We start from the raw sequence: 21622 nt of genomic DNA, 5'->3' as shown, positions 1-21622 counted from the left end.
CGTCCGCCGACGAGGGGATCAGCTGCGCCAGATGTCCAGCGTCTGAGCGGGCGGGTGCCCCTCCAATTCGGCGAGGATGAGGTGCGACCGGGTCGACACCACGCCCGGCATGTCGTGGATGTCGCGCAGGATCGCCTGGCTCAGCTGTTCGTGGTCGGGTGCGCTCACGGTGAGGATGATGTCGATGTCGCCTGACACCGCCTGCACCTTCTCGACGAACGGGAGCGTCGCGAGCTTCTCGGCGATCGACTCCCACGAGACCTCGCCGATGCGCACGACCACGAGTGCCGAGATGTGCAGGCCGATGGCCTTGCGGTCGATCTGCGCGCCGAACCCCGTGATGACGCCGCGCTGCTGCAACTGCTGCAGTCGATTGTGCGCGGCCGTGCGCGAGATGTGCACGCGCTCGGCGAGCGTGCGGACTGACAACCGGCCGTCGCGGCTCAACTCGGCGACGATGCGTCGATCGATGTTGTCGAGCGCTTCGCTGCGGTGCGGAATCTGCTGGGTCATCGTCGTCCTCGTGGCTCAAGCCCAGCGTACCGGCTGCGGCGCTTCACGCGTCGGAGCGATGCGTGCAGCGGCGCGTGCCGAACGAGGCGGGGGAGCCGTGGCCAGACGATCGCGATCGCGCGAAGCCACGCATCGGCCGTGCGGCTCGCTCGCGGCGTCCACCTGAAGCCGTAGGCATCACGGATCGCGGGCGGCAGGAGCGCCGCCGTGATGAGGCGGATCGGGGGCAGCAGTGCGCGCGATCCGAACGGCAGGTCGGATGTCCCGGAGAGGAGGGCGTGCGCGACGAAACGCGCCTCCCGACCGACTTGCAGGACGGCGATTCGCTCGTCCCACCAGGCATCGAACTCGGCGCGCGATTCGGCCCAGCCTTCGTGCGTCGCCTGGAGTCTCGATCCGAACAGCCGATAGTTGCGGACGATCACGTCGGCCGTCTCGGTGTCGAGCGGCCCATGGAGGCGCTCATGGAGGCCGAGCGCGGCGGCGAGCAGTGTCGAGGCGACCCAACGCTGGGCATCGGCGTCGAACGCGCTGTAGGCGGGTGCATCGTCGTCGGCCGGGCCACGGACCGGTGCGTGCCGGGCGTTCACCGTGCGGACGGCGGTGGCAACCATGTCGTCGTCGCCGAAGCCGACGGCGTACACGTAGTCGAGGGTGCCCAGGAGTCGGTCGAGCGGCCGGTCGCGGAAGTCGCTGTGCATCGCGACGCCGCGCGCGACCCGGGGATCGGCGAGCTGGAGCAGGATCGCGGCGCCGCCGCCGAGGAGCAGCACGCCCTCGGCCGCATGGCGGCGGTACAGTTCCCGTTCATCGTCGTGCATCAGTACCAGTTGTACGCCACGAAGGCTGCACATGCACTGCACGCGATGCCGAAGGCGTTGCCGACGTCACGCGGACTGGTCGACCGGCCCTCAGCCGCGTGCCGAGCACGAAGCGTACACTCGGCTGATGCGATCGACCCGGGCGGCTCTGCCGATCATGATGGCGACGCTCATCGTCGCGATGAGCGGCTGCGCCTCGGCGAGCCCGCCTGCATCCGCTCCGACGCCGTCGTCGACCGCGCGAGCAACGCCCACTCCGACTCCGGCACCGACGCCGCTCGACCCGATCGCGGACTGGGTCGACGATCGCATGGCCTCGATGACCGTCGACCAGAAGGCTGCCGCGCTGCTCATGCTGCATGCTCCGGGCGTCGACCCTGCACCCCTGCGGGCGTACATCGACGCAGGCGTCTCGGGCCTCATCCTCATGGGCGACAACATCGCCGGCGACGCGGCATCGCTGACATCGCTCACCGCCGCGGCCATCGCCGACCCCGAACTCCCGCCGCTGTTCGGCGTCGACCAGGAGGGCGGGGACGTGGCGCGACTCGGCTGGGACACCGCCGCGAGCGCCGACACGCTCAGGGACGCCCCGCCCGAGGCCTCGCGCGAGGCGTTCGCCGCGCGGGCGGCGAGCGTGGCGGCGGGTGGCGCGAACGTGAACTTCGGCATCATCGCCGATGTCACCGCCGACCCCGACTCGTTCATCCACGGTCGGGTGCTCGGCACTGAGCCGGCCGGCTCCGCCGATCGGGTCGCGGCCGCGGTCACCGGCGAACGGGGAGTCGTCGCGAGCACGCTCAAGCACTTCCCTGGACACGGCGCCGCGCCCGGCGACTCGCACTCGAGCATTCCCGCCGCTCCGCTCTCCCTCGATGAGTGGCGCGCCGGCGCCGCGCTGCCGTTCGCCGCCGGCATCGAGGCGGGCGCCGAGCTCGTGATGACGGGGCACCTCGCATATCCGTCGGTCGACGCCGCGCCGGCATCGCTCTCGCCCGAATGGCACCGCATCCTCCGCGAGGAACTGGGGTTCGACGGGGTCGTCGTCACCGATGACATGCTCATGCTCCAGCACAACGGGCTGCCCGAGTTCGCCGATCCGGGCGAGAACGCGGTGCGTGCCATCGCGGCCGGTGGCGACCTGCTGCTCTACGTGCTTCCAGCCGATCCGTCGGAGTTCGGCATCTCGGTCGAGGGACTCGTCGCGTCGATCATCGCAGCCGTCGACGAGGGCCGCATCGCGCTCGATCGGATCGACGACGCCGTCGAGCGCATCCTGACGTTGCGCCGCACGCTCGCCGTCGCCTGAGCCGCCATCGGTCGCGCACTGACCAGGACGAGTTTCACGCCCTGGGAATAATCGCTCAATCTCCATGCGTTTGCATATACGTGGCCGAACGGCTACCCGAAGCGATTCTTGGAGAGACACCGCATGACCAACACCACCGCCACCACGATCGAGATCCCCGGCTACCGTGTCGGCACCTGGAACGTCGACGCCGCGCACAGCGAGGTCGGCTTCAGCATCCGCCACCTGATGATCAGCAAGGTGAAGGGCAAGTTCGAGCGCGTCGACGCCACCTTCGTGACCGCCGAGAACCCCCTCGACTCGACGGTGTCGGCCTCGGCCGAGGTCGCATCGATCACCACCAACGAGCCGAACCGCGACGCGCACCTCCGCACCGGCGACTTCTTCGACGCTGAGACCCACCCGACGATCGACTTCGTCTCGACCGGCGTGCGCGTCGAGAACGGCGACTTCAAGGTCGACGGCAACCTCACGATCCGCGGCATCACGAACCGAGTCACGTTCGACTTCGACTTCGGCGGATTCGGCGGCGATCCTTACGGCAACTACAAGGGCGGCGCCACGGCGAAGACCGTCATCAACCGCGAAGACTTCGGCCTCACCTACAACGCGGCGCTCGAGACCGGTGGCGTGTTGCTCGGCGAGCAGGTCACCATCACCCTCGAACTGCAGGCGTCGCTCCAGAAGTAGCGACGCGCCCCGACCGGGCGGTCCTGCTCCTCAGTGCCGCCCGGTCCACGCGGGCCGACGCCGTCGGCGTTTCACGATCCTCGGGTCGGGAATACCACGGCAACCGGTTGCGTTCACCAATTCGACGCCGACGTCCCACCGGACTCGGCGTCATCTCATTTCCCTCACGCTTCAAGGAGCACACTCTTGCCCAAGCTCATGGTCATCGTCGCCAGCACACGCCAGGCTCGCATCGGACGCACCGTCGCCGACTGGGTCGCCGCCACCGCGAAGAACCGTGGTGACCTCGAGGTCGATGTCGCCGACCTGCAGCAGATCAACCTGCCCTTCTTCGACGAGGCGCGGCCGCCGATGACGGGACAGTACGAGCAGCCCCACACCATCGCCTGGGCCGAGCGCGTGGCGTCGGCCGATGCGTTCCTGATCGTCAGCCCCGAATACAACGGCTCCTTCCCGGGTTCGCTGAAGAACGCCCTCGACTTCCTCAAGGCGGAGTGGGCGGGCAAGCTCGCCGGAATCGTCGGCTACGGCGCCTACCCCGAGAGCCGCATGATCGGCCAGCTCGGATTCGTGCTCGGCAACCTCGGCCTCGAGCGCACCTCGATCGACGTGCAGGTCGAGACCCCGTGGTCGCTGCTCGCCGAAGACGGCGCGCTCGTCGCCACGCCCGAGATCGCTGCCAAGCTGCAGTCGATGCTCGACGAGTTCTCGCTTCTCAACGTCGAGCGCGTGGCCGCCTGACCTTGGGCACGTCCGATGGGCGGCCGGGCTTCGGGCGGGCCGCCCGCCGCAGTACCGCCGAGTTCACGCTGCGATCACGGATGTCGCGTCGAGCCTGATGCCTCGGAATCGTGCCCACCGCTGGAGGGCGCGTCGATAGCGGGCGGCGTCGATCGGCGACTCGAACGGATCGAGCACGACGGATGCCCCACCGCGCGCCTGCTTCGCCTTCCATACGCCCTCGACCCGTCCGTTCGCGACGAGTATCGGCTGGAACACGCCGTTCGAACCCGGGACGACTCTCTGCGCGTACCGGGCATCGCACACGACCGAGCGATCGGCGTACCCGAGGAAGTACTCGTCGAACGGCGCCAGGGCGAGGGCAGCCGATCGACCCGGCGTCGGCGCATCGGCGCCGGAGACGACGAGCCGCTCGTCGTCGAACGCGTCGACGGCTGCTCGGGCGGCGGCGTGAGCGGTGCGCGCGTCGCCCAACGTCAGCCCCGACCACCAGGCGAAGTCGCGCAGGGTCGCCGGGCCATGCCCGTCGAGATAGCCCGTCATCAGCGCGGCGAGCGTCTCGTCCCGCGTCGGGTCGCTCGCCGCCGCCGGAATCCACTCGTCGAGCAGCACGAAGCGCTGCCCGCGACCCTCGACCGGTCCGGGGCACACGACGGCTTCGAGCGCGAGCCGCCAGATGAGGTGATACCCGCGCTGCGCCGCGGTGGCGATGCCCGCTCGCTGCCACGCCCCGAACAGCTCGTCTCGCGAGAGCGATCGACCGCCGCCGAGTTCGCGTTCGGCGATGAGGCGGGCCTGTCGGTACACCTCATCGTCGATCTCGAGGTCGCGATGGCGCTTCGCAGCACGGGCCAGCTCGCGTGGGCCCGTGACCGCGAGGATCGGGCGAAGCGATGCCGCCGGCACGAGATGCAGGGTGCCGCGCAGCGGCCAGCTGCGCACGATCTCGCGCGAGGCGACGGCCGCATCGACGTCGGCCTCGACCGCGCCCGGCACGCGGGCTCCGACGACCCATCTCGACGCGACGAAGTCCTGCGCCTGCACGGCACCGAGTCGCCGCACCGCCTCGCTCACCGAGGCGAAGCCGCGCCCGCCGCGAAGTCCGTGCGACGTCAGGCGCGCCGCGCGCACCTGGGCATCTGTGGCAAGGTTCGGCATGCGACGAGTCTGCCCGAACCCTGCGACATCCGATGCCCGTTTCGGCGACTGCCTCAGCACCGGCCGTTCGGTTCAGGTCGGCGGGATAGACTGACCGGCTGTGCCACTCGGCACGCCGACCCCCACCCAGAACCTCCCGGAGGATCCCCGTGCTCGCCGTCCATGATCTCGAGATCCGCGTCGGCGCACGCGTCCTCATGGAGCACGTGAACTTCCGCGTCTCCGACGGCGACAAGATCGGCCTCGTCGGCCGCAACGGCGCCGGCAAGACCACGCTCACCAAGACGCTCGCGGGCGAGACCCTGCCCACCGACGGGCGCATCGATCGCGGGGGCGAGATCGGGTACCTGCCACAGGACCCGCGCTCGGGCGACCCCGAGATGCTCGCCCGCACCCGCATCCTCGATGCCCGCGGCCTCGGCAGCCTCGTGCTCGGCATGCACGAGCAATCGCACCTCATGGCCAGCGACGACCCGGCCGTCGCCGAGAAGGCGATGCGCAAGTACGGCAACCTCACCGACCGCTTCACTGCGCTCGGCGGCTACGCCGCCGAGGCCGAGGCGGCATCGATCGCCTCGAATCTCAACCTGCCCGACCGCATCCTCGACCAGCCGCTGAAGACGCTCTCGGGCGGCCAGCGCCGACGCATCGAGCTCGCGCGCATCCTGTTCTCCGACGCCGGCACGATGATCCTCGACGAGCCGACCAACCACCTCGACGCCGACTCGGTGGTCTGGCTGCGCGAGTTCCTGAAGGGCTACAAGGGCGGCGTCATCGTCATCAGCCACGATGTCGAACTCGTCGGCGAGGTCGTCAACCGGGTGTTCTACCTCGACGCGAACCGATCGATGATCGACATCTACAACATGGGATGGAAGCACTACCAGCGCCAGCGCGCCGCCGATGAAGAGCGCCGCAAGAAGGAGCGCGCGAACGCCGAGAAGAAGGCGGGCGCGCTGCAGCTGCAGGCGGCGAGGTTCGGTGCGAAGGCGTCGAAGGCCGCCGCGGCCCACCAGATGGTCGCCCGCGCCGAGAAGCTGCTCGCCGGCCTCGACGAGGTGCGCACGGCCGATCGCGTCGCGAAACTGCGGTTCCCGACACCGGCGCCCTGCGGTCGCACGCCGCTCACCGCGAGCGACCTCTCCAAGAGCTACGGCTCGCTCGAGATCTTCACCGCCGTCGACCTCGCCATCGACCGCGGGTCGAAGGTCGTCATCATCGGGCTGAACGGTGCCGGGAAGACGACGCTCCTGCGCATCCTCGCGGGCGTCGACGCCCCCGACACCGGGGTCGTCGAGCCGGGGCACGGCCTACGGGTCGGCTATTACGCGCAGGAGCACGAGACCATCGAGGTCAAGCGCAGCGTGCTCGAGAACATGGTGAGCTCCTCGCCGAACCTCACCGAGACCGAAGCGCGCAAGGTGCTCGGCTCCTTCCTGTTCACGGGCGACGACGTGCACAAGCCGGCCGGCGTGCTCTCAGGCGGCGAGAAGACCCGGCTCGCGCTCGCGATGATCGTGGTGTCCGGCGCGAACGTGCTGCTGCTCGACGAGCCGACGAACAACCTCGACCCCGCGAGCCGCGCCGAGATCCTCGATGCGCTCGCGCACTACGAGGGCTCGGTCGTGCTCGTCTCGCACGACCCGGGAGCGGTCGAGGCGCTGAACCCCGAGCGCGTCCTGATCATGCCCGATGGCACCGAAGATCACTGGAGCCGCGAGTACCAGGAGCTCATCGAGCTGGCTTAGGCGGCCGAGAGGTCTCGAGCGAGACGGCTCAGCGCCGATCGAGGATGCCGTCTTCGACGTCGGCGTCATCATCGCGCTTCTCGCGCTTCGGTCGCCTCGGTTCGCGTGCCGCCGGTTTCGTCGACGCACCGGCGGCGGATGCCTCGCCAAGACCCTTGCGCTCCTGATTGGCGGCCCACGCGAGGCCGATGAAACCGAGCAGCGCGAACACGTACCACTGCAGCGCATACGAGAGATGCGGACCCTCGTCGCGGATCGGCCGGGCGGCGGCGAGCGGCGGTTCGTCGACATCGGCTCCGGACTGCACGAGCACGCCGTACGCCCCGGTGTAGGAAGCTTCGCCGACGCGCTCGGCGAGCTCTTCGAGATCGATCGTCGCGAGTTCGTCGCCGGTCGACGTGCGCCCGGCGATTCGGTCCTCACCGGCCTTGAGGCGTGCGGTCACCTCGACCTCGCCGCCCGGCGCCGGGGCGGCCTCGCTCGGTCGCCCTTGGGAGTTTTGGGGGATCCAACCGCGATCGACCATGAAGACCGTGCCGTCGTCGAGACGGAACGGCGTGATCACCTCGAAGCCCGAGCTGCCCTCGAACGGTCGGTTGCGCACCACGACCTCGTCGTCGGAGAGGAACACACCCGAAAGGGATACCACCTGCCACCGCTGATCGACATCGAACGCGGCCGGGTCGGGCAGTGCCTCGGCGACGGGCACCGGGTCGGCGTCGTAGTTCGCGTCGATGCGGGCGACCTCGGCCAGCGCCTCTGCGCGCCGGTTGAGCTGCCAGGTGCCGAGGGCGCAGCACACGATCGCGAAGATCACGGTGAGGGCGAGGTAGCCGGCCCACTGTCGTGAGAGCACGAAACGCCATCCGCTCACGAGCGACCTCCTGCCGGGGCATCCGGAATCGCCGCGTCGGCGACGAACGGTGAGACCGAGAGGGGAAATGATCTCGCCTCGAGGAATCCGCGCAGGTACTCGACGTGTTCGTCGCACGCGAGCCACGTCTTGCTGCGGCCGTCGGTGTGGATGCGCGGATTGCGCCAGTCGATGCGCCAGGCGGCGGATTCACGACACTCCGCGCGCGAGCACGTGCCCTGCGCCGGCGGCGCTCCGAGTCCGCCGATCACTCGGCACCGCGTTCGTCGGACGGACGGTCGGCCTGCTCGGGCGCGTCGTCGTGCGGCGGCTCGAAGGGTGGGGGAGCGGCGGGCACGATCGTACCCGGCCGCAGCACCGGCTGGCGTCGCGTGGGGCTCGCCACGTTCGCGAGCACCACCGCGACATACGGCAGGAAGACGGCACCGGCCGCGCAGACGGCGAGCCACCAGCCGTCGACGAACAGCATCGCGAAGATGCACAGCACCCGGATCGACATGGTGATCGAGTACTTGATCATCCGCGATCGACGCTCCTCCTCAGGCGAGGGGGGCAGCGTGGTGATCGACTGATGCTTCATCGTGGTCGCCGTGGCCCGACGGCGTTCCTCCACCCTCAAGCCTACGTCCGTTCGAGCGGTGCGGATGTCCCGAACGGCGAGCCTCTATGCTGAAACGGGCCATTCGGCCGCACCCACAGAACGGAGTCCGACATGACCACGAGCCGCACCGTACTCGTGACCGGCGGCAACCGCGGAATCGGGTACGCGATCGCGACCGAGTTCCTCGCACAGGGTCACCGGGTGGCCGTCACCGCGCGTTCGGGCGAGGGCCCCGCGGGCTCGCTCACGGTGCGCGCCGACGTCACCGACGCGGAGTCGATCGACCGGGCGTTCACCGAGATCGAGGCCGAACTCGGCCCGGTCGAGGTCGTCGTCGCCAACGCCGGCATCACGCGCGACACGCTGCTGCTGCGCATGAGCGAAGACGAGTTCACGAGCGTGATCGACACCAACCTCACGGGCGCCTTCCGGGTGATCAAGCGCGCATCGAAGGGAATGCTCAAGGCGAAGTTCGGCCGCATCGTGCTCATCTCGAGCGTCGTCGGGCTCTTCGGCTCGGCGGGCCAGGTCAACTACTCGTCGTCGAAGGCCGGACTCGTCGGCATGGCGCGCTCGCTCACCCGCGAACTCGGTGCGCGCAACATCACCACGAACGTCGTCGCACCGGGTTTCATCGAGACCGACATGACGGATGAGCTTTCAGAGACGCAGCAGGCCGAGTACAAGAAGAGCATCCCGCTCGGCCGGTACGCCTCGCCCACCGAGGTGGCGCGTGTCGTCACGTGGCTCGCGGGCGACGACGCGAGCTACATCTCGGGCGCCGTCATCCCGGTCGACGGCGGCCTCGGCATGGGGCACTAGACCGAGGCCTCGCCGTCGCGGACGCGCTCAGCGGTCGACGCGCACCACCTCGTACTCGGTGTCGGGCGTCGGTGGTGTGCCGAAACGGGCGTTCGGCAGGAACAGGCTGTTGCCGAATCGCGCGATCGTGGTCGGCACCCGGAAGTCCGGGTTCGTCAGCTGGTCCACGAGCGTGCCGCTCGTGCCGTCGGGTGCCAACTGCACGACCGCGACGGTGTTGAGCTGGTTCTGCACCACGTAGAGCGTTCGCCCCACCACGAGCAGGCCGTCACCGGCGGTCAGCGCCGCGCCGCCGAGATCGACTGCGGTGGCCTCCCCGGTCTCGGGGTCCACGCGGAAGAGCGTGGCGGTCGACGACTGGATGACGAGCAGCGCCTGGTGGTCAGGCGTCTCGGCGATGCCGTTGGCGTTGAACCCCGGCTGCTGCACCCAGTCGCCCGTGAGCGGCAGCGTCACGATGTCCGAGGCATCGGGCAGTTCGCCTGCGGGCCCGAGCGGCACGAGGTACAGTTCGGCGGCGAAGCTGTTCGTGAACCAGGCGCCGTCACGGGTCAGCACCACATCGTTGATGAAGGCCGGGCCGGTCGTGAGCTGAAGAGTCTTCAGCAGGTCTCCGGTCGCGGTATCGACCACGCGAGCCGCTCCCGTGGGTCCGCCCGAGATGAACAGGCGACCTCGCTGGTCGAGCTTGAGACCGACCGACGGCGTGCCGGTGCCCTCGAACGTGGTGATCTCGGCACCGGTGCGCAGATCGAACACGTAGACGTCGCCGTCGGCCAGCGAGCCGACGTAGCCGGTGGGGCCCTTGCCGATCGCGATGCCCTCGGGCTGGAATCCGTCGGGCAGCTCGATCAGGTCTTCGACCGCGCCTCCTCCGGGCGGCGCGCTCGCTGCCTGTGCGGTGCCGGCCGCTCCGACGGCGAAGAGCCCGACGAGTGCGGCGGCGGCGAATGTACGTGCGACGATGCGACCGGACATGGACCACATGTTACGACCGGTCGGGCGTCGCGGTCGGGGTTCGGAGCAAGCTCCCAGCGGGGTCCGTGGAACTGCGGTCGATCCCGTCAGCCGCGCAGGCCGAGCAGCGGCAGCACAGCGCTGAGATCGGGGGTGTCGATCGCGACATCCGCCTGCTCGCGCACGACGGGCTTCGCGCAGAACGCGACGCCGAGCGCTGCGACCCCGAGCATCTGCAGGTCGTTCGCGCCGTCGCCGACGGCGGCGGTGCGCGCGAGCGCGATGCCGCTCGCTGCAGCCCACTGCTCGAGAGCCGCGGCCTTCGCGCGCGCATCGACGATGTCGCCGTCGACCCGCCCGGTGAGTCGGCCGTCTGCGGTCTGGAGCCGATTTGCGCGGCAGAAGTCGAGGCCGAGCTGCTGTGCGAGCGGGTCGAGCAGCTCGTGGAACCCCCCGGAGACGACGCCCACCCGACCCCCGGCCGCGTGCACGCCATCGATGAGCTCTTGCACCCCGGGAGTCGGGGTCATGCGGGCACGTGCCGATTCGAACACCGTGACGTCGAGGCCGGCGAGCGTCGCGACGCGCTCGCGCAGGCTCTCGGCGAAGTCGAGTTCGCCGCGCATCGCGCGCTCAGTGACTTCGGTGACGAGCTCGAGGCTTCCGGCAGCGTCGGCGAGCAGTTCGATGGCCTCCTCGCGGATGAGCGTCGAATCGGCGTCGAGCACGACGAGCGGGCCGCGCGAGCGGCCGGCGGCGTCGACCGTCACGACAGCGACCGGACCCGGGAACCCTTGCCGACCACCGTGATACCGCTGTCGGTCACGATGAAACCGCGCGCGACGTCTTCGTCGCGATCGACGCCGATGTGCGCGCCTGCCTCGACGACGACCTCTTTATCGAGGATGGCGCGCTGCACGGTCGCGCCGGCCTCGATGCGGGCGCGGTCGAACAGGATGGAGTCGGCGACGTGGGCACCCGAGCCGACGATGGCCCACGGCCCCAGCACGCTGCGCTCGACGTGCGCGCCCGAGATGACCGAGCCGAGCGAGACGATCGAGTCGATGACCGTTCCGAGCGAGCCGCGAGCATCACGGGTGAACTTCGCGGGCGGCGAGTTCAACTGCTGGCTGAAGATCGGCCACTCGCGGTTGTAGAGGTTGAAGACCGGCAGCACCGAGATGAGGTCTTGATGCGCCTCGAAGAACGAGTCGATCGTTCCCACGTCGCGCCAGTAGTAGCGGTCGCGATCGGTCGAGCCGGGCACGTCGTTGTTCTGCAGGTCGTACACGCCCGCCTTGCCATCGGCCACGAACGCGGGGATGATGTCGCCGCCCATGTCGTGGCTGGAGTCCGTCCGCTCGCCGTCGCGCAGCACCGCGTCGATGAGGGCGTCGGCGTCGAAGACGTAGTTGCCCATCGAGGCGAGCACCTCTTTGGGGGAGTCGGGCAGGCCGACCGGGTCCTTCGGCTTCTCGAGGAACTGGTGGATACGGGTGGGATCCTTCGCGTCGACCTCGATGACGCCGAACTGGTCGGCGAGCGAGATGGGCTGGCGGATCGCGGCGACCGTTGCGGCGGCACCCGAATCGATGTGCGCCTGGATCATCTGGCTGAAGTCCATGCGGTAGACGTGGTCGGCGCCGACGACGACGATGATGTCGGGCTGCTCGTCGTAGATGAGGTTGAGGCTCTGCAGGATCGCGTCGGCCGAGCCGGAGAACCAGCGCTTGCCGAGTCGCTGCTGCGCGGGCACCGACGCCACGTACGACCCGAGCATGCCATCCATGCGCCAGGTCTGCGAGACATGACGGTCGAGGCTGTGCGACTTGTACTGGGTGAGCACGACGATCTGGCGCAGTCCCGAGTTCAGCAGGTTCGAGAGCGCGAAGTCGATGAGACGGTACTGCCCGCCGAAGGGCACGGCGGGCTTGGCGCGATCTTCGGTGAGGGGCATCAGTCGCTTGCCTTCGCCGCCCGCGAGGACGATGCCGAATACCTTGCGCGTCATCATGCCCCAACCCTACCCACGCGCCGCGCGATTCCGGCTTTCGATGACGTCCATGTCGGATGCCCCTGCGCTAGCGTTGCCGTATGCGCATCGACCTGCTCACCCGTGAGTATCCACCCGAGGTCTACGGGGGTGCCGGCGTGCACGCGGCAGAACTCGTGCGTGCGCTGCGCCGTGACATCGACGTGCACGTGCGGTGCTTCGGCGCACCTCGCGACGAGGCGGCAACGACCGCCTATTCGACACCCGCCGAGTTCGGGGGAGCGAACGTCGCGCTCGCGACGATGGGCGTCGACCTGCTCATCGCCGGCGACACGGCCGGCGCCGACGTCGTGCACTCGCACACGTGGTACGCGAACTTCGCCGGGTTCAGCGCGAAGCGCCTGCACGGCATGCCGCACGTGGTCACCGCGCACAGCCTCGAGCCGCTGCGGCCGTGGAAGGCCGAACAGCTCGGCGGCGGGTACCGAGTCTCGTCGTGGGTCGAACGCACCGCCTTCGAAGACGCCGATGCGGTCATCGCCGTGAGCGCGGGCATGCGTCGTGACATCCTGCGCTCATATCCGCGGATCGATCCCGAGCGCGTCGAGGTCGTGTACAACGGCATCGACCTGACCGACTGGGCTCCGAGCGACGACCCCGACACGGTGCGCACCCTCGGCGTCGATCCTGACCGCCCCTCGATCGTGTTCGTGGGTCGTATCACACGCCAGAAGGGGTTGCCCTACCTGTTGCGCGCGGCGCGGTTGCTGCCGCCCGAGGTGCAGCTCGTGCTCTGCGCGGGGGCGCCAGACACCGACGAGATCATGGCCGAGGTCACCGGGCTCGTCGAGGTGCTGCGCACCGAGCGCGACGGCGTCGTGTGGATCGACCGTCACCTGCCGCGACCCGAGCTCACCGCGCTCCTCACGGCGGCGACCGCCTTCGTATGCCCGTCGGTCTACGAGCCGCTCGGCATCGTGAACCTCGAGGCGATGGCGTGCGGTGCACCGGTCGTCGGCACCGCCACCGGTGGCATTCCCGAGGTCGTCGACGACGGCGTCACCGGTGTGCTCGTGCCGATCGACCAGGCCGATGACGGCACCGGAACCCCACTCGACCCCGACCGATTCGTGCGTGACCTCGCCGACGCGCTCGCCGCAGTCGTCGCCGACCCCGAGCGGGCCCGAGCCATGGGGCAGGCGGGCCGGCGACGCGCCGAGACGCACTTCGCCTGGGACGCGATCGCGGCGCGCACGATCGAGGTCTACGAGCGCGTGCTCGCTCGCTGAGGGACGTCGGGCGCGCAAGCGGGGTCTCCGCCTGCCGATAGCATTGGACGCATGTCGAGTGCGAGTACGGTCCTGCAGTTCCACGATGTGTCGGTGATCCGCGATGGCAACACGATTCTCGACTCGGTGAGCTGGAAGGTCGACTCCGACGAACGCTGGGTCGTGCTCGGGCCCAATGGTGCAGGCAAGACCACGCTCCTGCAGATCGCGGCCGCTGCGATGCACCCGACCTCCGGTACCGCCGAGGTGCTGCAGGAGGCGCTCGGCAAGGTCGACGTGTTCGAGCTCCGCCCCATGATCGGCTTCGCGTCGACGGCGATGGCCCGCCGCATCCCGCGTGACGAAACCGTGCTCGATGTCGTGCTCACGGCGGCCTACTCGGTCACCGGGCGCTGGAACGAGGAGTACGAGAGCATCGACACCCGCCGTGCCGAGCGGGTGCTCAAGGAGTGGGGGCTCGAGGGCTTCGCCGGGCGCCGATTCGGCAGCCTCTCCGACGGCGAGCAGAAGCGAGTGCAGATCGCCCGATCGGTGATGACCGACCCCGAACTCCTGCTGCTCGACGAGCCCGCGGCGAGTCTCGACCTCGGCGCTCGCGAAGAGCTCGTCGGGCTGCTCGGCGGATACGCCGCGTCGGCGTCGTCACCCGCGATCGTCATGGTCACGCACCACGTCGAAGAGATCCCCTCTGGCTTCACGCACGCGCTGCTGCTCGCCGACGGCGGCATCGTGGCGTCGGGCCCGCTCGACGAGGCGCTCACCTCCGAGACCCTCACGGAGACCTTCGGCATGACCATCGAGCTCACCGAGCGCGACAACCGATTCGCCGCGCGTGCCGCTGCCTGACATGCACCACCGCCGATTCTGCTAAGATCGATAGCTGGCCCAAGGGCCGCAGTACTTTCCTGCGCGCGCAGGTCGTCGTATCCACCATCCGATCGCTGATATCCCAAGGAAGTCTCCATGAAGACCGACATCCACCCCGAGTACAACGCCATCGTCTTCCGCGACCTCGCTTCGGGTGCCACGTTCCTGACCCGCTCGACCGCGACGAGCGACAAGACGATCGAGCTCGACGGTGAGACCTACCCGGTCATCGACGTCGAGATCTCGTCCGAGTCGCACCCGTTCTACACGGGCAAGCAGCGCATCATGGACTCGGCCGGCCGCGTCGAGAAGTTCAACCAGCGCTTCAAGAACTTCGGCAAGTAGTTCCTGCCACACGGAGGGCGGGCGACTTCGGTCGCCCGCCCTTCGTTGCGTCCGCAGTACATGACCACCTTGCCCCTGGGGCGCTCCTCTGCGTTGGGGTGCCCCCAAAGTTCGCGTGTCGATCGCGAACACGGTGGCGTGGGCGGGGCAGAGCGGATGCCGCGAACTGCGGGTCGAGTCAGCGCACGGGCCAGGCGCCCGAGGTCGTGAACTCGGGCTCGCCGTTGGCGCGGCGCCACGCCTGGTAGCTCTCGGCCTGCTCGCGGCACCAGTCGACCTGGCGTGCATGCAGGTCGGCGACGGCGATGGCCGCGAGCTGGGGATGGGCGCGCGCGATGGCCTGCGCGACGCGACCCGCCGCGACCGCATCGGCGCCGGCATCGTGCGCGTTGGGCAGTGCCACGCCGTAGTGCTCGGCAGTCGCGGTGAGGGTGCGCTTGCCGCGCCGGTAGCGATCGACGGCCTTGTCGATGACGAGCGGGTCGATGACCGGCCCGGGGCCGGGCAGCGGAGCGATGCTGTAGCGGACGGCCTCGCGTTCGAGCAGGGTGAGGTCGTATGACGCGTTGTACGCGACGATCGGCAGGCCCCGCATCGCGACGTCGGCGAGCGCGGCGACGATCTCGGCCACCGCCGTCGGCGCCGGTTGCCCCTCGAGGCGGGCGCGCTCGGTGGTGATGCCATGGATGAGCGACGCGGCGGTGGGAATCTCGACGCCGGGGTCGACGATCCATTCTCTTCGCTCGAGCACCTCGCCCGAGGCACCCAACACCCCGACGTGGGCGGTGACGATGCGACACGAGTCGACATCGATTCCGGTGGTCTCGAGGTCGAAGACGGCGAGGGTGTCGGCCCAGCGGGCGGCGTTCGTGTCATCCATGGCGTCAGGCTACGGTCGCCCACCGTCATGGCCCCGGCGCAGGCACGCGTGTCCGGGGCATCCGTTCGCGAACGCACGCAGGAACCGCCCAAGGCGCGCCCGTAGAATGGCTGGGATGATCGCCTCCCCGTACGCCGAGCAGCTCGCTCGCATCCCCGTTCGGGCGCACCGTGTCGACGTCGAGGGCACCGAGACCGCGTGGTGGGAGTACGGCGAGGCCGACGCCCCGGCGCTCGTGCTGGTGCACGGCTTCCGCGGCGACCACCACGGACTCGAGCCGGTCGTGGCCCAGCTGCCCGGCTACCGCATCATCTCGCCCGACCTGCCGGGCTTCGGCGAATCCGCGACCTTCGCCGCGCGGCCCCACGACATCGACGCCTATGCCGACTGGCTGGCCGCGTTCATCAGCGCCATCGGCCTCGACGGCCACTATGACCTGCTCGGCCACTCGTTCGGGTCGATCGTGTCATCGGCCGCGGTCGCTCGCGGCCTCGCTCCCGAGCGGCTCGTGCTCGTGAACCCCATCGGCGCTCCCGCGCTCGAGGGCCCCCGCGGCATCATGACCCGGCTCGCGGTGCTCTACTACCGCACCGCCGCGGCCCTGCCCGAGCGTGCCGGCTACGCGCTGCTCGCCAACGGTGCGATCGTGCGCGTCATGAGCGTCACGATGGCCAAGACCCGACAGAAATCACTGCGCCGCTGGATCCACGACCAGCACGACCGCTACTTCTCGGCGTTCGGCGACCGCGACGCCGTGCTCGAGGCGTTCCGCGCCTCGGTCAGCCACGACGTCAGCGAGTACGCCGCCGACATCCACGTACCCACGCTGCTCGTCGCCGCCGAGCGCGACGACGTCACCCCGCTCGATGCGCAGCACCGGCTGGCGACCCGGTTCCCCGACGCGAAGCTCGAGGTCATCCCAGAGGTCGGCCACCTCATCCACTACGAGACGCCCGGCGACGCGGCCGCCCGCATCCTGCGGTTCCTGCGCGAAGAGGCGCCCGCGTGAGGATCGTCGTCGACTGCCGCTACACCCGCATCGGGCAGCACGACGGCATCAGCCGATTCACCGCGGGCATCGTCGCCGAGCTCGCGAAGCGGCATCCGCTCACCATGCTCGTCAGCGACCACCGCCAGCTCGACATGCTTCCGCCCTTGCCGTGGCAGCTCGTGACCGGGCCGACGAGCATCCGTGAGCCGCTCGTCGCGCTGCAGGTCAAGAAGCTGCGGCCCGACATCGTGTTCACGCCGATGCAGACCATGGGGTCGTGGGGTCGCGACTACAAGCTGCTACTGACCCTGCACGACCTCATCTACTACGAGAACCGCACTCCACCGCGTGACCTGCCGGCACCGGTGCGACTGCTCTGGCGGCTCTACCACCTCGCCTGGTGGCCCCAGCGGATGCTCCTGAATCGGGCCGACGCCGTCGTCACGGTCTCGCAGACGACCGCCGGGCTCATTCGCGAACACCACCTCACCGACCGGCCGGTGATCGTCGTGCCGAACGCGGCGGACGACCTCGGTGTGGCCGCCCTGCCGCGCGTGCGACCCGCCGGCAACCGGCTCGTGTACATGGGTTCGTACATGCCCTACAAGAACGTCGATACGCTCGTGCGAGCCGTCGCCGCCTTGCCGGACCACGAACTGCACCTGCTGAGTCGCATCGGTCAGGCCGAGCGCGAGCGCCTCACGCGACTCGCACCGCAGGCGCGGCTCGTCTTCCATGACGGCGTGACCGATTCCGCCTACGCCGAGCTGCTCGCCGGTGCCACGGCCCTCGTGCACGCGTCGAAGGCCGAGGGCTTCGGCATCCCGCTCGTCGAGGCGATGCGCCTCGGAACGCCGGTGGTTGTCAGCGACATCCCGATCTTCCGCGAGATCGGCGGGCGTGCGGCGCTGTACTTCGATCCCGACAGCCCCGATTCGCTCGTCTCGGCGCTGGGGTCGCTCGAGCGCGAGGGCGAGTGGGAGCGGCGGTCGGTCGCGTCGGTCGAGACGGCGGCCACGTACAACTGGTCCGCGTCGGCCGACCGCCTGTTCGCGCTCATGCGCGACACCGTGGCCGCGCGCGGGCGTCGAGGCAGCGGGCGACCGTGAGCGGGATCAGGCGGCGCCGCTCACGTGCGGCTGCCTTCGGGCGTGCCGGTGCCGGTGCCGGCCGGGGCGGTGCTCCCGGCCAGCGCGTCGGCGAATGCGATGAGGGTCTGGCTCGCGCCCGCGTCGATCTTCACCGCCGCACGACTGTCGCCCTTGGTGACGCCGCGGTTCACGACGATGATCGGAAGCCTGCGACGCCGCGCCCGCTCGATGAGGCGCATGCCCGAGTTCACGACGAGCGACGAGCCGGCGACGAGCAGCACATCCGACGACGTCACCAGCGCCTCGGCGGCCTGGAACGTCGTCACGGGTACGAACTCCCCGAAGAACACGACATCGGGTTTCAGCACGCCACCGCACACCGTGCACGCGGGAATTTCCATCGCATCGACGTCGTCGACCTCGACATCGCCGTCGGGCGCGGGGCGGATCGCCGTGTCGAGATCGATCGACGGATTGAGCAGCTCGAGCTGCTCGGCGATCGCCTGCCGGGCGTAGCGCTGTCCGCACTGCAGGCACACCACGCGATCCATGCTGCCGTGCAGCTCGACCACGTGACGGCCGCCGGCACGGCGGTGCAGGCCGTCGACGTTCTGCGTGACCACGCCCGCGACGCTGCCCGCCGCTTCGAGCTGTGCGAGCGCCAGATGACCGCGGTTGGGCTGCGCGGCCCCGAAGTTGCGCCAGCCGAGGTGGCTGCCGGCCCAGTAGCGCTTGCGCGCCCGATCGGATGCGAGGAAGGTCTGCACGGTCATGGGCGTGCGCACGGGCGCACCCTCGCCGCGATAGTCGGGGATGCCCGAGTCGGTGCTGACGCCGGCGCCCGTGAGCACCGCGACGCGGGCGTCGCGCATGAGGGCGATCGCCTCGTCGACCAGCGCATCGGTCGCCGTCGGCACCTCGAGTCCGATGTCCACGGTGGTCTCCCTTCGACCGGTACGGCTGAGTCTAGACGCGTCGGTTTTCCGGTTTGTTTCGTCGACTGGCACCCTTGAGAGGAGGAGACCCATGCACATCGAACGAGTCCGCGACGCGGCATCCGATTCCGTCGCCGACTACGCTCGGCTGACCGACGTGGCGCTGCGCAGCGCGCACGAGCCCGAGCGGGGGCTCTACATCGCCGAATCGGCGAAGGTCATCCGCCGCGCGATCGCCGCCGGGCACCGACCGCGGTCGGTGCTGATGGAGGAGAAGTGGCTGACGGGCCTCGAATCGGCGCTCTCGCCGTTCGACGTCCCCGTGCATCTCGCCGACGCCGACCAGCTCGAGGCGATCACCGGATACCGCGTGCATCGGGGTGCCCTCGCCGCGTTCGAGCGGCCCGCTCTGCCCGACCCGGTCGAGCTGCTGACAGGCGCGCGCCGGGTCGTCGTGCTCGAGGACATCGTCGACCACACCAACGTCGGGGCGATCTTCCGTTCGGTCGCGGCGCTCGGCGCCGACGCGGTGCTCGTGAGCCCACGCTGCGCCGACCCCCTCTACCGACGCAGCGTGCGCGTGAGCATGGGCACCGTCTTCCAGGTTCCATGGACGCGGCTTCCGGAATGGCCCGAAGCGCAGCGGATGCTCCGTGGTGCCGGGTTCGACGTTGCAGCGCTCGCTCTCGCCGAGGGCGCGATCTCGTTGCGCGAGCTCGCCGCCGCCCCGCCCGAGCGGCTCGCGCTCGTGTTCGGAGCCGAGGGCGACGGCCTGAGCACGCACGCGCTCGACGCCGCCGACCGCGTGGTGACGATCCCGATGCGACACGGCGTCGACTCCCTCAACGTCGCGGCCGCCGCGGCAGTCGTGCTCTACGCCCTCGCGGTCGAGGCGGAGGACGGCGCATGACCGATCGATCCACGCCCGACGCGCGCAGGCGCGTCTACCAGCGCCGCCGGATCGTGGTGTTCGGTGCCCTCGCCCTCGTCCTCGCGCTGCTCGTGGGGGGCGGCGTGTACACCGCGAATGCGCTGGGCGCGCCGATCCCTGCCGCTGCTCCTGAAGTTTCCGCACCCGAACCTCTGGCCGCCGAGCCGCAGGCACTCGTGCTGCCGGGCTTCGGCGGCTACGCCGTCGGCGCGGTCGGGTTCGATGGGCTGCTCGCCGCGGGCGAGGCCGACCGACCGATGCCGAGTGCGAGCATCACCAAGGTCATCACCGCGCTCGTCATCCTCGACGCCCACGCGATCCCGCCGGGTGAAGCCGGCCCCGAGATCGCCTACACCGAGGCCGACATCGACATCTACTGGGACATGGTCGCCCAGAACGGTTCCGTCGCACCCGTCGCGGCGGGCTCGTCGCTCACGCTTCGCGAGAGTCTCGAGGCGATGCTGCTGCCCTCGGGCAACAACTACGCCATCTCACTCGCCAACTGGGCCTTCGGCTCGGGCGACGAATTCCTCGCCGTGGCCCGTGCGTGGCTCGACGAGCACGGTCTCGTGAATACGCGCATCGCCGATTCGAGCGGGCTCTCGCTCGACAACGTCAGCACGCCGACCGACCTCATCGCGCTCGGCAAGCTCGCCCTGGCCGAGCCCACCCTCGCCGAGATCGTCGCGACGCAGCGCGTCGTCGTACCCGAGCTCGGCCCGCTCGAGAACTCGAACAAGCTCCTCGGCACGCACGGTGTCGACGGCATCAAGACGGGCACGACCGACGACGCGGCGAACCTGCTCTTCTCCGCCGACTTCGCCGTTGGCTCGTCGACCGTGACGATCGTCGGCGTGCTGCTCGGCGGCGAGAACCACGCCGTGCTGCGCAGCGCGATCGCGGCACTGCTCGACAGTGTCGCGCCAGGATTCCACGAGGTCGCGCCGCTCGAAGCCGGGCAGCAGCTCGCCGAGTACGACACGCCATGGGGTGATTCGGCACGGGCGAGAGCCGCCGACGGGGCATCCGTCATCGTCTGGAGCGACACTCCGGTCGAAGTCGAGGTGCACGCCGAACCCGTGGCGCTCGCGTCGAGCGGCGAGCAGGTCGGCACCGCGATCGTGCGTGCGGGCACTCAGGAGCTCACCGTGCCGTTGGTGCTCGACGCCGACATCGACGACCCCGGCACGTGGTGGCGCCTCACGAACCCCGGTGCACTCGACGCCGCTGCGCCTCAGTCGGTGGACGACAGGTAGGGTGCCGCATCGGGTCGCTTCGCGGTGACGAAGTCGCCCGACGACTGGTGGCGGATGCGCCGCAGCACCCACGGCACGAGGTACTCGCGCGCCCAGTTGAGGTCTTCGACGCGTGCCTGCCGCCAGGTGCCGTGGGGGAGTGGCTCGGGCTTCATCGGCTCGAGTGAGTTCTCGACGTTGAGTGCCGCCAGCACCATGCGTGCGACGGTGTGATGGCCGAGCGAATTCAGGTGCAGGCGGTCGGGCGACCACATGCGCTGGTCCTGCACGTCGGTGAGCGCCCACTGGTCGGCCACGATGCAGTCGTAGTTCTGCGCGATCGTGCGCAGGTTCTCGTTGTAGATCGCGACCTTGCCGCGGATACCGCGGAACACCGGCGAGAAGCCCACGTCGACGCCGGTGAAGATCACGATGGTCGCGTGGTCGCGCGAGAGCCGCTCGATCGCGTACTCGAAGCGCGCCGAGATCTCGTCAGGATCGGTGCCGGGCCGGATCACGTCGTTGCCGCCGGCCGAGATCGTGATGAGGTCGGGGCGCAGGGCCAGGGCGGGCTCGAGCTGCTCGTCGATGATCTGCTGGATGAGCTTGCCGCGCACGGCGAGGTTCGCATAGGCGAAGTCCTCGGTGCCCTGCGAGAGCACCTCGGCGACGCGGTCGGCCCAGCCGCGGTGGCCGCCGGGCACCGTGGGCTCGGGGTCGCCGATGCCCTCGGTGAACGAGTCGCCGAGCGCGACGTAGCGAGACCAGGGATGCTGCTGCGCGACCATCCCCCCATTGTGCCAAGGTCATCGATCCGAGGTGGGCGATCGA

The 21622-nt window shown here is 69.7% G+C and carries 24 protein-coding genes; 12 read left to right on the top strand and 12 right to left on the bottom strand.

Features of this window, described 5'->3' with window-relative positions; all coding sequences use genetic code 11:
* Positions 1-18: 18 nt before the first annotated feature.
* A complete protein-coding gene (locus tag LSF15_RS03775; protein ID WP_232497191.1) occupies positions 19-513 on the bottom strand; it encodes an Lrp/AsnC family transcriptional regulator in 495 nt (164 codons plus the stop codon).
* Positions 510-1334 (bottom strand): oxygenase MpaB family protein, encoded by an 825-nt coding sequence (locus LSF15_RS03770; RefSeq protein WP_232497190.1) that lies wholly within the window; start codon positions 1332-1334, stop codon positions 510-512. Before LSF15_RS03770 ends, LSF15_RS03775 begins: the two co-directional genes overlap by 4 nt.
* A 127-nt stretch (positions 1335-1461) precedes the next feature.
* On the opposite strand from LSF15_RS03770, the gene LSF15_RS03765 reads away from it, so the two are divergent.
* The 3 genes from LSF15_RS03765 to LSF15_RS03755 all read left to right on the top strand — a co-directional run bounded on the left by LSF15_RS03765 (position 1462) and on the right by LSF15_RS03755 (position 4074).
* Positions 1462-2643 carry a glycoside hydrolase family 3 N-terminal domain-containing protein gene (locus tag LSF15_RS03765; RefSeq protein WP_232497189.1) on the top strand — a complete coding sequence of 394 codons (1182 nt, stop codon included), beginning with the start codon at positions 1462-1464 and terminating at the stop codon, positions 2641-2643.
* A gap of 123 nt (positions 2644-2766) precedes the next feature.
* Positions 2767-3333 (top strand): YceI family protein, encoded by a 567-nt coding sequence (locus tag LSF15_RS03760; protein ID WP_232497188.1) that lies wholly within the window; start codon positions 2767-2769, stop codon positions 3331-3333.
* 186 nt (positions 3334-3519) lie between these two features.
* Positions 3520-4074 carry an NADPH-dependent FMN reductase gene (locus tag LSF15_RS03755; protein WP_232497187.1) on the top strand — a complete coding sequence of 185 codons (555 nt, stop codon included), beginning with the start codon at positions 3520-3522 and terminating at the stop codon, positions 4072-4074.
* Positions 4075-4137: 63 nt separating this feature from the next.
* On the opposite strand, the gene LSF15_RS03750 is transcribed toward LSF15_RS03755, so the two are convergent.
* Positions 4138-5232 carry a winged helix DNA-binding domain-containing protein gene (locus LSF15_RS03750; RefSeq protein WP_232497186.1) on the bottom strand — a complete coding sequence of 365 codons (1095 nt, stop codon included), beginning with the start codon at positions 5230-5232 and terminating at the stop codon, positions 4138-4140.
* A 149-nt stretch (positions 5233-5381) separates the two neighbouring features.
* On the opposite strand from LSF15_RS03750, the gene LSF15_RS03745 reads away from it, so the two are divergent.
* Positions 5382-6980 (top strand): ABC-F family ATP-binding cassette domain-containing protein, encoded by a 1599-nt coding sequence (locus tag LSF15_RS03745; RefSeq protein WP_232497185.1) that lies wholly within the window; start codon positions 5382-5384, stop codon positions 6978-6980.
* A 28-nt stretch (positions 6981-7008) separates the two neighbouring features.
* Here the strand turns inward: LSF15_RS03745 and LSF15_RS03740 are convergent, their stop codons facing one another.
* The 3 genes from LSF15_RS03740 to LSF15_RS03730 are packed head-to-tail and all read right to left on the bottom strand — an operon-like array spanning position 7009 to position 8434.
* Positions 7009-7854, bottom strand: coding sequence for an SURF1 family cytochrome oxidase biogenesis protein (locus LSF15_RS03740; protein ID WP_232497184.1), 846 nt, complete (start codon positions 7852-7854; stop codon positions 7009-7011).
* Positions 7851-8105 (bottom strand): hypothetical protein, encoded by a 255-nt coding sequence (locus tag LSF15_RS03735; RefSeq protein ID WP_232497183.1) that lies wholly within the window; start codon positions 8103-8105, stop codon positions 7851-7853. The genes LSF15_RS03740 and LSF15_RS03735 overlap by 4 nt, the downstream gene beginning before the upstream one ends.
* Positions 8102-8434 carry a DUF3099 domain-containing protein gene (locus LSF15_RS03730; RefSeq protein WP_232497182.1) on the bottom strand — a complete coding sequence of 111 codons (333 nt, stop codon included), beginning with the start codon at positions 8432-8434 and terminating at the stop codon, positions 8102-8104. Before LSF15_RS03730 ends, LSF15_RS03735 begins: the two co-directional genes overlap by 4 nt.
* 132 nt (positions 8435-8566) lie before the next feature.
* Here LSF15_RS03730 and LSF15_RS03725 point away from each other — a divergent pair, with 132 nt between their 5' ends.
* Positions 8567-9277: a beta-ketoacyl-ACP reductase gene (locus LSF15_RS03725; protein ID WP_232497181.1), complete on the top strand. Its 711-nt coding sequence runs from the start codon at positions 8567-8569 to the stop codon at positions 9275-9277.
* A gap of 27 nt (positions 9278-9304) precedes the next feature.
* On the opposite strand, the gene LSF15_RS03720 is transcribed toward LSF15_RS03725, so the two are convergent.
* The 3 genes from LSF15_RS03720 to glgC all read right to left on the bottom strand — a co-directional run bounded on the left by LSF15_RS03720 (position 9305) and on the right by glgC (position 12248).
* Positions 9305-10255 (bottom strand): SMP-30/gluconolactonase/LRE family protein, encoded by a 951-nt coding sequence (locus LSF15_RS03720; protein WP_232497180.1) that lies wholly within the window; start codon positions 10253-10255, stop codon positions 9305-9307.
* A gap of 86 nt (positions 10256-10341) precedes the next feature.
* Positions 10342-11004, bottom strand: a complete 663-nt coding sequence (gene serB, locus LSF15_RS03715) for a phosphoserine phosphatase SerB (protein WP_232497179.1) — start codon at positions 11002-11004, stop codon at positions 10342-10344.
* Complete coding sequence (glgC, locus tag LSF15_RS03710; protein ID WP_232497178.1) at positions 11001-12248, bottom strand: glucose-1-phosphate adenylyltransferase; 1248 nt, start codon at positions 12246-12248, stop codon at positions 11001-11003. The genes serB and glgC overlap by 4 nt, the downstream gene beginning before the upstream one ends.
* 80 nt (positions 12249-12328) lie before the next feature.
* Here glgC and glgA point away from each other — a divergent pair, with 80 nt between their 5' ends.
* The 3 genes from glgA (at position 12329) to LSF15_RS03695 (ending at position 14728) form a co-directional block, all read left to right on the top strand.
* The gene (gene glgA / locus LSF15_RS03705) at positions 12329-13516 is read left to right on the top strand and encodes a glycogen synthase (RefSeq protein ID WP_232497177.1); all 1188 of its coding nucleotides are present in this window, start codon (positions 12329-12331) and stop codon (positions 13514-13516) included.
* A gap of 51 nt (positions 13517-13567) precedes the next feature.
* Entirely contained in the window at positions 13568-14362 is a 795-nt protein-coding gene (locus LSF15_RS03700; protein WP_232497176.1) for an ABC transporter ATP-binding protein, read from the top strand.
* 117 nt (positions 14363-14479) lie between these two features.
* Complete coding sequence (locus tag LSF15_RS03695) at positions 14480-14728, top strand: type B 50S ribosomal protein L31 (RefSeq protein ID WP_108595350.1); 249 nt, start codon at positions 14480-14482, stop codon at positions 14726-14728.
* 178 nt (positions 14729-14906) lie between these two features.
* Here the strand turns inward: LSF15_RS03695 and LSF15_RS03690 are convergent, their stop codons facing one another.
* Entirely contained in the window at positions 14907-15608 is a 702-nt protein-coding gene (locus LSF15_RS03690) for an exonuclease domain-containing protein (protein WP_232497175.1), read from the bottom strand.
* 115 nt (positions 15609-15723) lie between these two features.
* Here LSF15_RS03690 and LSF15_RS03685 point away from each other — a divergent pair, with 115 nt between their 5' ends.
* Entirely contained in the window at positions 15724-16617 is an 894-nt protein-coding gene (locus LSF15_RS03685) for an alpha/beta fold hydrolase (protein WP_232497174.1), read from the top strand.
* Positions 16614-17708, top strand: a complete 1095-nt coding sequence (locus tag LSF15_RS03680) for a glycosyltransferase family 4 protein (protein WP_232497173.1) — start codon at positions 16614-16616, stop codon at positions 17706-17708. Before LSF15_RS03685 ends, LSF15_RS03680 begins: the two co-directional genes overlap by 4 nt.
* A 20-nt stretch (positions 17709-17728) precedes the next feature.
* Here LSF15_RS03680 and LSF15_RS03675 read toward each other — a convergent pair whose 3' ends face one another.
* Positions 17729-18562, bottom strand: a complete 834-nt coding sequence (locus LSF15_RS03675) for a Sir2 family NAD-dependent protein deacetylase (RefSeq protein ID WP_232497470.1) — start codon at positions 18560-18562, stop codon at positions 17729-17731.
* A gap of 154 nt (positions 18563-18716) precedes the next feature.
* Between LSF15_RS03675 and LSF15_RS03670 the strand changes: the two genes are divergently transcribed.
* Together LSF15_RS03670 and LSF15_RS03665 are read left to right on the top strand one after the other, a co-directional pair.
* Entirely contained in the window at positions 18717-19535 is an 819-nt protein-coding gene (locus tag LSF15_RS03670) for a TrmH family RNA methyltransferase (protein ID WP_232497172.1), read from the top strand.
* Positions 19532-20812 (top strand): D-alanyl-D-alanine carboxypeptidase family protein, encoded by a 1281-nt coding sequence (locus LSF15_RS03665; protein WP_232497171.1) that lies wholly within the window; start codon positions 19532-19534, stop codon positions 20810-20812. Before LSF15_RS03670 ends, LSF15_RS03665 begins: the two co-directional genes overlap by 4 nt.
* On the opposite strand, the gene LSF15_RS03660 is transcribed toward LSF15_RS03665, so the two are convergent.
* The gene (locus LSF15_RS03660; RefSeq protein ID WP_232497170.1) at positions 20791-21579 is read right to left on the bottom strand and encodes an SGNH/GDSL hydrolase family protein; all 789 of its coding nucleotides are present in this window, start codon (positions 21577-21579) and stop codon (positions 20791-20793) included. The genes LSF15_RS03665 and LSF15_RS03660 overlap by 22 nt on opposite strands.
* Between the last annotated feature and the right edge of the window lie 43 nt (positions 21580-21622).

The sequence above is a fragment of the Agromyces humatus genome, from assembly GCF_021228295.1.
Lineage (GTDB): Bacteria > Actinomycetota > Actinomycetes > Actinomycetales > Microbacteriaceae > Agromyces > Agromyces humatus.
This window is presented reverse-complemented; position numbering and strand designations above follow the sequence as displayed.